Annotated in this window: 15 protein-coding genes and 1 pseudogene; 9 read left to right on the plus strand and 7 right to left on the minus strand. The window is 61.4% G+C overall.

Annotated features, from left to right (window positions below):
* Positions 1 to 31: 31 nt before the first annotated feature.
* On the plus strand, positions 32 to 334 hold the full coding sequence (locus tag B0G77_RS32275; protein ID WP_243751296.1) for a hypothetical protein: 303 nt from the start codon (positions 32 to 34) through the stop codon (positions 332 to 334).
* A gap of 8 nt (positions 335 to 342) precedes the next feature.
* On the opposite strand, the gene B0G77_RS32280 is transcribed toward B0G77_RS32275, so the two are convergent.
* The 3 genes from B0G77_RS32280 to B0G77_RS32290 all read right to left on the minus strand — a co-directional run bounded on the left by B0G77_RS32280 (position 343) and on the right by B0G77_RS32290 (position 3,239).
* Positions 343 to 2,415 carry a recombinase family protein gene (locus B0G77_RS32280; RefSeq protein ID WP_133665928.1) on the minus strand — a complete coding sequence of 691 codons (2,073 nt, stop codon included), beginning with the start codon at positions 2,413 to 2,415 and terminating at the stop codon, positions 343 to 345.
* 136 nt (positions 2,416 to 2,551) lie between these two features.
* Positions 2,552 to 2,884 (minus strand): DUF6788 family protein, encoded by a 333-nt coding sequence (locus tag B0G77_RS32285; protein ID WP_133665929.1) that lies wholly within the window; start codon positions 2,882 to 2,884, stop codon positions 2,552 to 2,554.
* Positions 2,885 to 2,936: 52 nt separating this feature from the next.
* The gene (locus tag B0G77_RS32290) at positions 2,937 to 3,239 is read right to left on the minus strand and encodes a Y4bD/Y4pK family protein (protein ID WP_133665930.1); all 303 of its coding nucleotides are present in this window, start codon (positions 3,237 to 3,239) and stop codon (positions 2,937 to 2,939) included.
* A 41-nt stretch (positions 3,240 to 3,280) separates the two neighbouring features.
* Between B0G77_RS32290 and B0G77_RS32295 the strand changes: the two genes are divergently transcribed.
* The 7 genes from B0G77_RS32295 to B0G77_RS32325 all read left to right on the plus strand — a co-directional run bounded on the left by B0G77_RS32295 (position 3,281) and on the right by B0G77_RS32325 (position 10,258).
* Positions 3,281 to 4,246, plus strand: coding sequence for a reverse transcriptase domain-containing protein (locus B0G77_RS32295; RefSeq protein WP_279571365.1), 966 nt, complete (start codon positions 3,281 to 3,283; stop codon positions 4,244 to 4,246).
* 581 nt (positions 4,247 to 4,827) lie between these two features.
* On the plus strand, positions 4,828 to 6,132 hold the full coding sequence (gene ltrA / locus B0G77_RS32300) for a group II intron reverse transcriptase/maturase (protein ID WP_133665931.1): 1,305 nt from the start codon (positions 4,828 to 4,830) through the stop codon (positions 6,130 to 6,132).
* 833 nt (positions 6,133 to 6,965) lie between these two features.
* Positions 6,966 to 7,403, plus strand: coding sequence for a four-helix bundle copper-binding protein (locus B0G77_RS32305; protein ID WP_133665932.1), 438 nt, complete (start codon positions 6,966 to 6,968; stop codon positions 7,401 to 7,403).
* 176 nt (positions 7,404 to 7,579) lie between these two features.
* Positions 7,580 to 7,963, plus strand: a complete 384-nt coding sequence (locus tag B0G77_RS32310) for a DUF2946 domain-containing protein (protein ID WP_133665933.1) — start codon at positions 7,580 to 7,582, stop codon at positions 7,961 to 7,963.
* Between the two features lie 98 nt (positions 7,964 to 8,061).
* A complete protein-coding gene (locus B0G77_RS32315; RefSeq protein ID WP_166656313.1) occupies positions 8,062 to 8,970 on the plus strand; it encodes a hypothetical protein in 909 nt (302 codons plus the stop codon).
* 2 nt (positions 8,971 to 8,972) lie between these two features.
* Positions 8,973 to 9,347: a copper resistance protein CopC gene (locus B0G77_RS32320; RefSeq protein WP_133665935.1), complete on the plus strand. Its 375-nt coding sequence runs from the start codon at positions 8,973 to 8,975 to the stop codon at positions 9,345 to 9,347.
* Complete coding sequence (locus tag B0G77_RS32325; protein WP_133665936.1) at positions 9,347 to 10,258, plus strand: CopD family protein; 912 nt, start codon at positions 9,347 to 9,349, stop codon at positions 10,256 to 10,258. Before B0G77_RS32320 ends, B0G77_RS32325 begins: the two co-directional genes overlap by 1 nt.
* A 124-nt stretch (positions 10,259 to 10,382) precedes the next feature.
* On the opposite strand, the gene B0G77_RS32330 is transcribed toward B0G77_RS32325, so the two are convergent.
* Genes B0G77_RS32330 through B0G77_RS32340 form a run of 3 tightly spaced genes read right to left on the minus strand, consistent with a single transcriptional unit; the run spans position 10,383 to position 12,304 of the window.
* Positions 10,383 to 11,159, minus strand: a complete 777-nt coding sequence (locus tag B0G77_RS32330; protein WP_133665937.1) for a DNA-binding domain-containing protein — start codon at positions 11,157 to 11,159, stop codon at positions 10,383 to 10,385.
* Positions 11,143 to 12,042, minus strand: a complete 900-nt coding sequence (locus tag B0G77_RS32335; protein WP_133665938.1) for a DUF692 domain-containing protein — start codon at positions 12,040 to 12,042, stop codon at positions 11,143 to 11,145. The genes B0G77_RS32330 and B0G77_RS32335 overlap by 17 nt, the downstream gene beginning before the upstream one ends.
* Before the next feature lie 7 nt (positions 12,043 to 12,049).
* Positions 12,050 to 12,304 (minus strand): DUF2282 domain-containing protein, encoded by a 255-nt coding sequence (locus B0G77_RS32340; RefSeq protein ID WP_133665939.1) that lies wholly within the window; start codon positions 12,302 to 12,304, stop codon positions 12,050 to 12,052.
* A 246-nt stretch (positions 12,305 to 12,550) separates the two neighbouring features.
* Between B0G77_RS32340 and B0G77_RS44775 the strand changes: the two are divergent.
* Positions 12,551 to 12,745, plus strand: a pseudogene (locus B0G77_RS44775) (DNA-binding response regulator); the annotation flags it as partial.
* Here B0G77_RS44775 and B0G77_RS32350 read toward each other — a convergent pair.
* On the minus strand, positions 12,742 to 13,407 hold the full coding sequence (locus B0G77_RS32350) for an SCO family protein (RefSeq protein ID WP_133665940.1): 666 nt from the start codon (positions 13,405 to 13,407) through the stop codon (positions 12,742 to 12,744). The pseudogene B0G77_RS44775 and the gene B0G77_RS32350 overlap by 4 nt on opposite strands.
* Positions 13,408 to 13,786 lie beyond the last annotated feature (379 nt).

Consider the following 13,786-nt stretch of genomic DNA (forward strand, 5'->3'; position numbering starts at 1 on the left):
ATCAACTCCGATTCGTGTTCAGAAGCTGCAGATGGCGTTACACGCGAAAGCGAAGGCAGAAGCCGGGTATCGCTTCTACGCGCTGTACGACAAGATCTATCGCGAGGATGTGCTGGCGCATGCGTACGCCAAGTGCCGCTCGAACAAGGGCGCGCCGGGTGTCGATCGGCAAGACTTCGCGGAGGTCGAAGCGTATGGGGTGCAGAAATGGCTCGGCGAACTGGCGCTTGCGCTCAGGCAGGAGAATTACCGGCCGGACCCTATCAGAAGAGTGTTTATCCCGAAGGCCAATGGCAAGTTGAGGCCACTGGGCATCTCGACGGTGACTTCATAATGCACCTCTCACAGTTGAGTGTTGGAATGTTGCCGCTGTAGATGCCCTGAAGTACGCACCCAATCGTCTAGTTGCCGTTCCTTGGCGGCATCCAGCGTGATCCACCACGGGCCCCGCCCATCGAGCTTGCGGGCCTGGACTACCTGGCGCTCGATCCAGTAATAGACGACGTGTGGACTGACATGCAGCCGATGAGCGAGCTGCTGTACCGTGAGCTCGTCCGGCCGCTTGAAGCAGGTTACTTCAATTCGATACCGGTAGCGGATCCATTTGACCATCTCAAGCGTGAACGATTTGCCGGTGGAACTGCACAAGCCGTCCTGATTGAGGTGCGCCACGATTTGCCGGTCAGGCAGATGCTGCGATAGTTCGCGTACCTGTTCGACGAACGCGGCGGGGTAACGCATCGCGTCGGCAGCCGGCTTGGGCAAGTCCACGGTGATATCAGTACACGCGCTGCCCTGCCAGCGGATATGCAGCACCGCTTGTCTCGTGGCGGACCGTCTCTCGACCGTGATGTCCCGGATGAGCAGTCGCAACATGCGCTTGCGATCCTTCGCTGATGTGGTCGGCGCCCGCCAGAGGCGCGGCAGATTGCGCGCCAGTGCGAGGACCTGGGCTTTCTGTTCGGACGTCGCGACGAGTGCCTTCTGGCTCTGGAACTGGGCGGCTTCCGTCCTGATCGCCTCAAGGTGAAGCATCGCGTCATTCCAGCGCCGCTCGAGGGTACCTGCGACCAGACGGTTGGCCGGGTCGCATTCCTGGTAGCGACGTTCAGCGAGTGCGACCTCATACTCGGCGCGTTCGATGCGCATGTGCCACTGGCGCATGATGGCATGATCGCGTTGCTCGAGTTCGCTCAGGGCGGTCACGGCGAGCTCGAGTTCGGCTGGTTGCAGGGCGGTGAATATAGCCTCGCCAATTGCGTTGTCAAGTAGTTCGCTGCGCATGCTCATGCAATCTGTGGTCGCCAGCCCCTCGCGGCGACGGGCACTGCATAAGTACAATGGGTAAAGGCCGCCGTTACCCTGGTAGCGAACGGTCAACGCCCGACCACAGCCGCCGCATATCAGCAGCCCCTGAAGCAGCGCCAATCCTTCACGCGCCGCACCACTGAGCACGGTACCTTCGCCGTTGGTCCTGTTTTGCGCCAGGTGTTCCTGGTTGCGCTCAAATTCCTCCGGGGTGATATATCCATCATGATGGTCTGGCAGATGAACGCGCCACTCTGTCTTCGGAACCGGCTGTACGTGCTTATGGACCTCTCCCTGTGGTGTGATGCGCTGACGATACTGGTATCGTCCAAAAACATAGATGCCGGCATAGGAAGGATTCCGTATCAAGCCGAGAACGCGTCCGTGACTCAGGCGCCCCCAGATGAGTCGACCTGCCCAGGCACCTCCATAGGCACGCTTGGGAAAGCGCAGGCCCTCTTCGGCAAAGCGCTTGACAACCGCGTACGCGCTGCCGGTCTCCTGAAACAGACGGAATGCGAGCTGCACGGCACCGCGTACCTCGTCATCGGGATCCAGGACGATGTGGCCGTCATCGCCGTAGCACAAGCCGACGGGCAGTGGAAAGCGCAACTCACCCTTCTTCGCCTTGTTGAGTTTGCCGCCCTGGAGGCGGCCGCGCAAGAAGTGCAGTTCGGCCTGTGCCATCGTACCTTTGAGACCAAGTATCAGGCCGTCGTTGAAGTCGCCCGCGTCGTAGCAGCCATCGGCGTCGATCACGAGCGTATGGGTGAGCGCGCACAGCTCGAGCAGGCGATGCCAGTCCAGATTCGAGCGTGCCAGGCGAGAAACCTCCAGTGCGAATACAGCACCCACGTTCCCCATCGAGACGTCCGCTACAAGGGTCTTGAAGTCTTCGCGGCCCGTCATCTGCGCCCCCGACTGGCCGAGATCGCGGTCCAGGACCCGGATCGCCGTCTCCGGCCAACCCAGTGCCAGCGCTTTGTCGCGCAACGCGTATTGACGCTCGGTGCTCTCCTGATGGTGCCGTACCTGGGCCAGCGTACTTTGGCGGATATAGATGTACGCCGGTTTGCTCTGATGTTGGGGGGTGATCTTGGTGTTCATCGAAGGCCTCCTCGGTCAGCCCCAGCGCGGGCTCGGCGGTGAGCCAGGCCTCGAGCATGTTGGCGATGAGTACGCCGGCCGATTGCGGATCGATGAAGTTGGCGAGCGACAGCGACGACTGGCTCACCGGCGTCCCTCAGAGCGCCTCGCGGCGGCGCAATAGTTCGCGGTTGATCTCGCAGATCTCCTCGATGATCTCGCGGACGCGGTGATAGTTCGCCAGGTGCTCGGCGACGTCGGTGTAATCGGCTTGCGGCACGTAGTCCATTTGCGGCCGGCGGCCGGGAAAGCTCACGGACAGGTAGTACTTGGGACCGTGACCGGGGCCGTCTGCACACTTGCAGCCCGGTTTGCCGCAGCGCTTGTAGCGCTCGATGAGCGAGCCGCGCAGAAGCGTCTCCAACGCCGGCATTTGCTTGAGCAATTGCGCGCGGCGTCTGCGTAAAGAGGATGACGGAATATCTTCCATTGGCGGACCACGTGTAAAACTGGTCTGATAGTAGGTCAAGAAATCGCATTGATCAAGCTCCTTTGGTTGATGACTTCTTGGGCGACGAAGCGGCAAGCTGGTCGATCAACGCGATCAGCTCCAGCAACATGTGCAGATCGAAATAACACACGGGGCTGATGGTGTCGTCGTGGACGGACGGTGTACCCCAGTCGGTCCATTCGCGCGCAATGCTAAAGCTGCCGCGATCTGTATCGCGCAGAATCAGTGTCTCGATGCCTGCGACGCGGCGGGCCTTCAGCACGGGAAAGCGTTGGCCCCTGAGGGGATGAAACGGATGACGGATCTCAGCCCATCCCAAATGCTCGTTGAGCACTTGTGCAGTTCGCGTTGACCGTCTCGACCTTGCGAGATCGGGTGTGCATGACAGCAGCGATGCTGGTGCTCGAACCGATCTTCGAAGCGGACCTTCCACCAGAGCAGTACGCCTACCGGCCGGGCCGCAACGCCCAGCAAGCGGTGATCGAGGTGGAAGAGCGGCTGCATAGAGGGCAAACGGACGTCGTGGACGCCGACCTCGCGGACTACTTCGGAAGTATTCCCCACGCCGAGTTGATGTTGTCGCTCGCGCGGCGCATCGTGGATCGGCACGTGCTGCATCTGATCCGGATGTGGCTGGAATGCTCCGTTGAAGAAACCGACAAACGTGGTCGGAAGACACGTACAACGGAGGCCAAGGACAGCAGGCGCGGCATTCCGCAAGGCTCACCCGTTTCACCACTGTTGGCGAATATTTATATGCGCCGATTTGTGTTGGCATGGAAGAAGCTCGGACTTCAGCGCAGTCTTGGCAGTCGAATCGTGACCTACGCGGACGATCTTGTGATCCTGTGCAAGCGAGGCAAGGCCGAAGAGGCCTTACTGCAACTGCGCGCGATCATGGGCAAGCTGAAGCTGACGGTCAACGAGGAGAAGACACAAATCTGCAAGGTTCCGGAAGGGGAATTCGACTTCCTGGGTTACACGTTTGGGCGGATGTACTCAGCAACGACTGGCCAAGCCCGTATGGGCATGCGTCCGTCGAAGAAGAGTATCCGACGCATGGTTGAGAAAGTCCATGCGCTAACCGCTGCTTCGATGACGTGGCTCGATACCACGGAGTTGGTGGGCAAGTTGAATCGCACGCTACGCGGCTGGGCGAACTACTTCAAGGTAGGTACGGTCAGTCGTGCGTATCGGGCACTCGACAGCTACACCAGCACGCGGTTGCGTCGGTGGTTACGTACCAAGCACAAGGTAAGACGTCGCAGGGGCGGGAGCTATCCACCCTCGCACCTCTACGGGCACTTTGGTCTCGTTCGTCTACAAGGACCTTGGCAGTGACTCGCCGTGTACGAAGGCGTGATGTCTTGTCCGAGAGCCGGATGCGGGAGATCTGCATGTCCGGTTGTGCGTCCAGCGAAGGCTGGCGTGTTCAGCAGGAGTCAGTCCTGCCGGGGTAGAAGTCAGAGGCCCCGTAGCTTGGATAGCAGGGTGGCGGGAAACCAAGACTCTGAAGCCTATCGACAGGCATTTCCTAGGGGAATGCGCGAGTCATCGGGCCGTAACAAAAGTGAACGTAGATGTGGCCTCGAAAATGAAAAGCTCCGAGGGCCGAGCCCGCAACCGTGAGGGTGAAGGCAGCATGGGTAGCCGAAATCTGACCGATACGGCTATTCCACTTCGGCGGGGTGGAAGCGACGGCACGATGACAAGGACATGCTGAGCAACTGGAGAAACCCTCCTCGCCCCGGCGCGAAATCGCGGGAGCAAGGTAGGTCCTATAACCGGCGAACCCGGGAAGTGGACCGAAGGCGAGAGGGTGGCGGATGGGTCCGTAGTAGCGGTGAAGCCGGGTAACGCTGGCGGAGCGAAGGGGCCCTGCTGTTTGTAACTTCCTCGACAACACGGGAGGCAAGGACGAGATGACAAAGGCGTCCAGCAGTTTGCAGGACCTGAGGCGGGGAATATACGTCAAGGCGAAGGCTGAACCGTCCTGGCGTTTCTGGGGTTTGTACGTCCATGTCTGCAAGATGGACACGCTGCGCGAAGCGTATGCGCTGGCCAGAAGGAACAACGGCGCTCCGGGTATCGACGGAGTGACGTTTGAGGTCATCGAGGCGCAAGGCGTGGAGGCGTTCCTCGAGCGGATACGGGACGAACTGATCGGGCGTGCCTACGTACCGCTACGATCGCGGCGGCAGGAAATCCCGAAGGACGGGGGCAAGGTCCGTGTCCTTTCGATTCCGGCAATCCGTGACCGGGTGGTCCAGGGTGCGCTCAAGCTCATATTGGAGCCGATCTTCGAGGCAGACTTCCAACCGGGGTCGTATGGTTATCGTCCGAAGCGTACCGCGCATGAAGCGGTGCATCGGGTGGCGACGGCGATTGTTCAGTGCAAGACCCGCGTCATAGACCTTGATTTGCGCGCCTACTTTGACACAGTTCGGCATCATCTACTGCTTGAAAAAGTGGCGCGTCGGATCAAGGACGACGACGTAATGCATCTGCTGAAGCTGATGCTGACGGCGTCGGGCAAACAAGGCGTTCCGCAAGGCGGGGTGATTTCACCGTTGCTCAGTAACATCTATCTCACTGAGGTAGACCGTATGCTGGAGCGGGCGAAAGAAGCCACGCGCAACGGGAAGTACACCTACGTCGAGTATGCCCGATTCGCTGACGATCTGGTGGTGCTGATCGATGCCCATCCGCGCCATGCGTGGCTGCTGAGGGCGGTGACCACGCGACTTCGGGAAGAGTTTGCCAAACTGCAGGTTGAGGTCAATGAAGAGAAGAGCCGCTCCGTTAATCTAGACCGCTCAGAGAGCTTCGGCTTTCTGGGATTCGACTTCCGTCGACTCCGCAGCGTACAGAGGCAGGTGTGGCGGGCGCACTATACGCCAAAGCTGAAGAAGCGCACGGCGTTATTGCGTAAGCTCAAAGAGGTGTTTCGGCGATACCAGTCGCAGCCGGTAGATCGGGTGGTAGAACTGATCAATCCAGTGTTACGCGGTTGGGTGAATTACTTCGCTGTTGGACATTCCAGCGAGTGCTTCAGCTTCATCAAAGACTGGGTAGAAAAGAAGATCAGGCGCCACATGGGGCGCTCCCGGAATCGGCGGGGCTTCGGCTGGAAGCGGTGGAGTAGGCGCTGGTTGTATGAGGAACTGAAGCTGTTCAACGGCTATCGTGTTCGTCGTGCTGCCGCACCGAAAGCGCGCCCAGCATGATAGGTCCCATAAATCTTGACATGAAGCAAACAGGAGAGCGTAGTGCCGGAAATCGGCCCGCTGCGTTCGACGTGGCGGGAGCTGGAAACGTGACCATGGTTGCCGGATTGCGGGCCATCGCGAAAGCGGTGGAATCACCACCGGCGCCTATCGGTGCGCGCGCCAGTTCTCGACCCTACCGCTGAGCGGGTTGTGGAAACGGGGTTAAGGCAAGGATATTCGGGCACCGCCAGACGAAAGGGGCGGAAACAGACAAACCGAACCTAATGCTACCGCGCCACAACTCGACTCTACCGGTCCCTGCCTCATGCAATCGGCATGCGCACCATGAAGCATCGGAAGGCTGCGATCGGCAGAACGCGACCCGTTACGGACTGCCAAACGAATCCGTCGACCGTCTGCAGCTGCACCGAAGGCGGACGGTTACTGGCCACGACCTTCGGGCAACCGCCTTGACGCATCTTCTAGCCGGATGGACCGACGATTTCGTGTCAATGCGATTGGCGCACTTGGGTAAGAACCTGCGGTTCGCTAAACCTTCATTGCAGAGGACTCTCAGCTCCTACTCCTTGTCGGTCTCCCAGCGCGCGCAGTCTTGACGCCAACTCGCCGGTTGTGAGAGATCCTCGGAAAAGATCCGGCTCGCATAACTCGTGAAAGTTTGCTTACCGTGGTCTGCGCCGACCGTCGATGGTCCAGATCCGACAATTTGATTTTGGGTATTTCCTTTGGTGTTAGCATTCGTCGGATGCAGCCCCGTTTCCCGGCGGCTGTCATTCTGCGGACTTCCGGAAGTGTCATCGTCCGGTAATTTTCGTTGAGAGGGATTTCACATGGACAGACGTGAAGCACTAGTCGGTACCGGAATGCTTGCCTTTGCCGCGTTGGCAGCTGCAGAGCGGGCCTCAGCCCAGGAGAGCCCACACATGCATCATGCTGGACACTATAAGGCGCTGGCTGATGCGGCGGGGGCGTGCGTGTCGAAGGGGCAAGTCTGTGTGACCCATTGCCTCGACCTTCTGGCAACCGGCGACAAGGAAATGGCCGCGTGCTCCCAGAGCGTCGTGCAAATGCTTGCCCTTGTCACTGCGGTACAAGCGCTCGCCAACCAGGACTCCCGCTACCTTCCGGGTCTCGCCAAGGTCGCGTTGGACGCGTGCAACGATTGCGCGGAGGAATGCAAGAAACACGCTGACAAGCATGAGGTCTGCAAGGCGTGCATGGAGTCGTGTCGCACCACTGCCAAGGAGTGTCGGGCGGTGGCGATCTGACGTTGGGAAGAGTCTGCTGCGTGATCCGGCCGCAGCACCGCTTCCCTGGGGGCAGCGATCGCGGCCGGGCAGTGGCCCAACCTGATCCTCGTTACTGGTTTCCGCCCTCGGAAATTCTGAACGAACTGTCATAGATCGTTCGCATACTATTTTTTTTGACGTCTCGCCGGTCCGCCATGCTCAGCCGCCACCATCAGAAGATCGGGGCTTTGCTCGGGATGCTTGCGATCCTGCTGAGCGTGATCGCGCCGACCATATCTCAGGCGTTACGCAGCGAGTACACCGATGTCGCACATCACTCGCATCACGCGGCCGGCATTGCCCATGTAGCCCCCGCTGGGTCTGCCGCGCACCATCATGGTTCCGATTCGTCGTTGTTTTGCGACGCGTGTCCTTATTGCGGATTGATCGCGCACACGCCGGTCCTGACGGGCGCGGTCGCGCCTTTCGGCGTCAGCCCGCAACCACCATGGTTCCCCCCGACGGCCCTCGTCGCCGCGTTCCGCCCCTACACGGTGGGGACGCGGGCTCAGCCGCGCGCTCCCCCTGTCCTGTCCTGATCTTCGTTGTCGATTTCTCGCGATGTCGGTGGACGACGACGCCGTGCTGCCGCGCGTGTGCCGCGGCGATATGACAATAATTTGACCAGGAATTCAACATGCGAACCACTCTCAAACGGGGCGCGGTAGCGTTATGCGCGATCGTGCCGGGCCTTTTGTCATCCAATGCATCGGCTCACGCGGTGGCCGGTAACCGCGTTTTTCCGGCGACGATGGCAGTCGACGACCCCGGCGTTGGAGACGAAATCAATCTGGAATTCGGCCATGTCAAATCCGACACAGACGACGGCGACAGCCAGAACACCAATACCACGACGCTCGAATGGGACAAGCTGATCACTCCGAGCTTCGCCCTGATGGCGACGGGGACCTACGTGAACGTGAACGCACCGAATGGCGGCTCCGCCCGCGGTTTCGACAATGTCGCGGTCGGTGCCAAATATCGCTTCTACGTCAATGAAGCGCATGAGTTCATGGCATCGGCCGGCGTGATCGCCGAGCTGGGTGACACCGGCTCGAAGGCGATCGCCAATCCGCACTCGGCGATCACGCCAACGCTCTATCTCGGCAAGGGATTCGGCGATCTGCCGGACGGCCTGAAATATTTGAGACCGTTTGCGATCACCGGCACCATCGGCCCGCGCGTGACGATGAACAGCTCCGATCCTAATTCCCTGAATTGGGGCGTAACGTTGCAATACAGCCTGCCTTATCTGCAGAATTTCGTGCAGGACGTGGGGCTCAGAGCGCCCTTCAGTAACCTGATCCCGCTCGTCGAATTCCCGATGAGTACCTGTACCGGTGGTCCCTGTTCGGGGCATACGACCGGAAGCATCAATCCCGGCCTGATCTGGCTCAATCGCTGGGGGCAGCTCGGCGCCGAGGCGGTGATTCCGGTCAATCATGCAAGCGGCAAGGGTGTGGGCGTCCTGTTGCAGGCGCATCTTTACCTGGATGACGTGTTGCCCAACTCCGTTGGTAAACCACTTTTCGGTAAAGGAGACTAGAAATGCATTTACCTGTCAGCCTTCGTCGCGGTTGGGGCACAGTGGTCATCTCGACCGGCATCCTGATCCCGTCCGCCGCGTTTGCCCATGTCTTCCCGCAAACACAATCACCGTCGGCAGGCGCCGAAGTGTCCGCGCCGGAAAACGTGACGGTCGTGTTTGATGGTCCGCTCGAACCCGCATTCAGCTCACTCACCGTAAGCAATTCGACGGGTAAGCAGGTGAATACAGTGAAGGCGCAAGTTGATCCGAACGGCAAGAAGTCAATCCATGTCGCGTTGCCCCCGTTGCCGCCTGACAGGTACACCGTGCATTGGGTCGCCGTCGCCTCCGACGGGCACCGTACGCATGGCAACTATTCGTTCAGGGTGAAGTAGTGGACCCTGTGACGATATCCGGTTCGATCATCGTGGCCGCCGTCGCCAATGTGCTGTTCGCGTGTGCGGTGGGCGCCTGTCTGGCGGCGCTGATGTTGGACAATGCGTCGCCGCGCATGCGGTACCGGTTGCGATGGATCGTCGCCGTTTGCGTCGTCACGTTGATCGTTGCAGATACCGTCAATCTGCTATTTGAGGCCGCACTGATGAGCGGGTCAGCGCCGGGTGCCGATCTTTTGGTGCTAATCCCGGTGCTGACCCAATCGCATTTCGGCACAGCGTGGTCCACGGGGTTTGTCGCCCTGATCGTCTGGACCGGCTTGCTGGTCGGGTCACGAGGAGTCGGGCGGCCCGCTCAGACGAGCGTCGCGCTGTTCGCCGCAGCCGTCTTTGCATTCAGCAGAGCGGCATCCAGTCATGCGGCCGACGCCGGCGACTTTTCGCTGCCTGAGTGGATTCACTGGGTGCATCTTTGCGCGACTGCTGCGTGGGCCGGGCTCGTGATCGCAAGCGGACTCTCCGTGTTGCCCATGCTGCGCGCCGACGCGCCCGCCGACGATCTCGCACGCTTTGTCGGGCGCCTGTCCGGCGCGGCAATCGTTGCCCTGTCGGCTGTCCTCGTGAGCGGCATTTACAACGCCGATCGCGGACTGGGTGGCTCGCTCGTGCCGCTCACACATAGCGACTGGGGGCTCATCCTTGACGCTAAACTCGCGCTTGTCAGTGCAGCGGTCGTATTGGGTGGGGTCAACCGGCAGGTTTACCTACCACGCATACGGCGGGGTGCATCGCAACGTGCTGCGGCCTCGTTCCTGACGATTTTAAGAGCCGAGGCAGTTGCCATGATCGGCATCCTGTCTGCCGCCGCCGTACTCGCCCACACGGTACCAGGCGCGCACCTGGGCACCTGATCGCGGGCGAAAAACGTTTGAAAAACTGCAAGCCGGCGTACCAGCGGATCGCGAAATTCAGCAGCGCGCCCGCGTGACGCACGCGCGCGCCGGCGCGGGTCGCGGTGTTCAACTCAGGTTCCTCTTATCGTGTGAAGGCGCCGATTACCGCGCCGCTCGTGATCCAGTGATGCCATTGACTGACGAAGTCGAACGCCGGGTCGACCGCGAACGCCGCGTCGAGTGCATGATTCAGCGTATCGCCGCGTTGCAGCGCGACGAAGGCCGCGTGCGCCGCCGCGGATTGCTGCAGCACGTGCGCGCGCCAGCGCGGCCGTACGACCAGGGCGCAACACGGTGCGTCGATGCGTTCGGGGAACGTGCGGCCTGGCTGATGCGCATGCCAGATCTGCGCCACCGCATAAGGCGACGCAAGGGCGGCGCAGGCCGGATGCACGTCGATGCGCGCATCGAGCAGCTTGTCCTCGCCGAACGCGAACCATTGCTCCTGCGTGAACGGCGCTGCATCAGCGGCGAAATGCGCGCGATGCAGCGCCCATTCGAGCCGCGCGAGATCGCCGAAATAGCGAAAGCGTGTGTCAGCCTCGTAGTGTTCGATGAACTCCGGCAGCCTGCCGCCAAAACGGTTCAGGTCGCCGCTTTGCGATGGATTCGCGCGGTCGTAGGCGCGCGCCAGCGCATCGAAGTAGCCGTCGCCGACGAGCGCGAGCAGCACCGGATACGCATTCGCCAGCGCACCACGCGTATGTGCCCGCAAGGTGCCGCGATACAGCGTTATGCGGTGCGCCTGGGCCGCTGGCGTGGCGGATGTCGCAACGACATCGCTCAACGCGGGTTCGTGCGCCGCATCGAGCAGCGCATCGCCGAAGCGCTGCTGTGCCAGTTCAAGCGGCTGCGGCATCGCTGGCTTTGTTCGTCGTCGCCACACGCGCGAGCGTCTCGCGTGCGAGCCGCGCTTCATCGAGCAGCACGGGCAGCGCCGGCACGGCGGTGTCCCATTCGATCAGCGTCGGGATCGCGCCGAAGCGGCGCAGCGCACGCTCGTAGAGCACCCAGACCTCGGGGGCGACGCGCGAACCGTGATCGTCTATCACCACGTGCTCGGTCACCCGATGCCCAGCGAGATGGATTTCGCCGACGAACTCGCGCGGCATGGCGTCGATTGCGGCGAGTGCATGTTCGCCGTGGTTGCATGGATTCACATACAGGTTGTTCACATCGAGCAGCACGCCACAGCCGCTGCGTCGCGCCAGTTCAATGAGGAAGGCGCTCTCGCTGTACTGGTCGTCGCGAAAACGCAAATACGTCGACACGTTTTCGACCAGGATCGGCCGGCGCAATGCGTCCTGCACCTGCGCGACGCGCCCGCACAGGAGCGCGAGGGCGTCATGCGTCAGCGGCATCGGCAACAGGTCGTTGAAGTAGCGCGATGGCACTGCACCCCAGCACAAGTGTTCCGATACCGCGGCCGGCTCAATGCGCTCGACAAGGCGCCGCAGCTTCGACAGATGCAGCGCGTCGAGCGGCCGCGACGAGCCCAGCCCGAGCCCGACACCATGCAGGCTGACCGGCAGGTCGCGCCGGACAGTGTCGAGCACATGCAGGTCGAGGCCACCATCGCCGAAGTAGTTCTCGCTATGCACTTCGATCCAGTCGACCGGCGGCACGCTGCGCAGGAAATCGTCGTAGTGCGCGTGGCGCAATCCGATGCCCACGCCGCGCGGGAGTGACGCGAGAGCCTGCCCACCGGAGGGCCGGGCGGCAGGACAAGGATCGAGGCTCATGGGATTCTTAGGTGCCGACCGTCCCGCCGAGCTTCAGGCACGTACCCTTCGGCACGATCTTGAAATCGCCTTTGTCATTGTCAACCTTCGCTTCGCTGGCGCAGCCATGCACGCCGGTCTTGCTCCCGCAATCGTTCTGACCGGCCTTCGCGATGCCGTAGCACTGCACCATGTCCTCGGCGTGCGCGAGGCTCATTCCTGCGACGCCGAGACCGGCGAGGGCTGCGGCAACGAGGGCCTGGCGGGCGAGAGTCGATTTCATCCTGGTCTCCTGGATCTGTCCCATTGGACGGGGTGGGATGCGCGCATCCTGCGCGCTATTCGGGGTGCCGTCAGAAAACGGGCGCATACGTTCGCCAGAAGCCCGGAAAGCCCTGCGGCATAAGGATTCTTTGCACCGCGTCCCCTCCGGAAACAGGTGCGAATCGATACCGATGTTAAACCTTTCATTTTGTGGATTGTACAGTGCGGCTATCGTACGATTTCTTCCGTTTCCTGCTGGCCCCCGAGTCCGAAGACCATCGAAAAACATCGCGCCAGTCTGATGCATAAACTGGCGATCACCAATCTGACGGGCCTCGTTCTCAAAACCATCGATATGGGCCTGATCCGTTCCCGCGCCAGGAAACATCACGAGGCCAACGGGAGCAACACGCTGCGGCCCGTGCTCGACTCCGGCGAACCCGCCGGAACAAGCGGCTAGTTGGAGGCGACCAGCTCGTGGTATGCACTCAACAGCTCGTCCGGCGTCGCGAAGCCATCGATGCGCAGCCATGGCTTGCCCGGCGCAGCGCGGACGAATGCGACCGGCGTGTGATTCATCTTGTCGCCCCGGTAGACGTTGAACGCCTTCTGGGTCGCGATGCTCGTGGCCACCGTCCCGGTGTAGTACTGCCACTCCGGCCCAGCGCTGAACCGGGTCGCGTACGCCCTGAGTCGCGCAGGCGTGTCCTCCTCGGGATCGATCGAGATCGACACCAGGTGCACCTTCTCCCGATCGCCGCCCAGCAGGCCCTGAAATTGCTCGAACGTCTGGCTGACCATCGGGCAGATGCCCCTGCAGGTGGTGTAGATGAAGGTCAGGATGACGGGACGGCCGTCGTTCAGTTCACTGATCAGCGAGACCGTCTTGCCGTCGTCCCGGATCAGCGAAACGGGCGGCAACGTGTAGTCAACTGTCGAGCGCATGGTGCCCGACATCTTGTGGTGATTGTCGTGCGCATGCGGGTCGACGCCGCTTGCGCCAGCGGGGCTATCCATGGCCCCGGCGGCATCAGCGGCAAACGCATGCACCGCGGTGGGCCCGACGGTTCCGGCGCCTGTCACGACGCAGGCGCCGATCAGCAATTTGATGAACGTTCTCATTGCAGTCTCCAGTCACGGCGGCGAAAGGGCGAGCCGGACATCTGTCGAACCCGAGCGTGGCCACATGAGACGCACCCGCCGCCACACCCCTTCAGTCTTGCGAATTCGCGCTTGTCCGTCATTGGAGAGAGACACCCAATGCGGGGTAGGGAGTGTCCGCTGCCTGCAACGGGCGCGTATTGCCTCAGGGAACCACCCAGTCCCCGTAGCGACCTACCGTGTTCGATCCGGCTCCGCAAAACGGACGATATAGCCGCCCTTGGACGCAAAGCGCGGGCCCAGCGTCTCCGCAAGCAGGCCGCACGCGAGGTAGGTGTCTGCCTGCAGCGGAATGATCTCCTCCGTTATCGAGGGCGGATGTGGCTCACATCCCCACCCG

The organism is Paraburkholderia sp. BL10I2N1, assembly GCF_004361815.1.
In the GTDB taxonomy this organism is placed as follows: domain Bacteria; phylum Pseudomonadota; class Gammaproteobacteria; order Burkholderiales; family Burkholderiaceae; genus Paraburkholderia.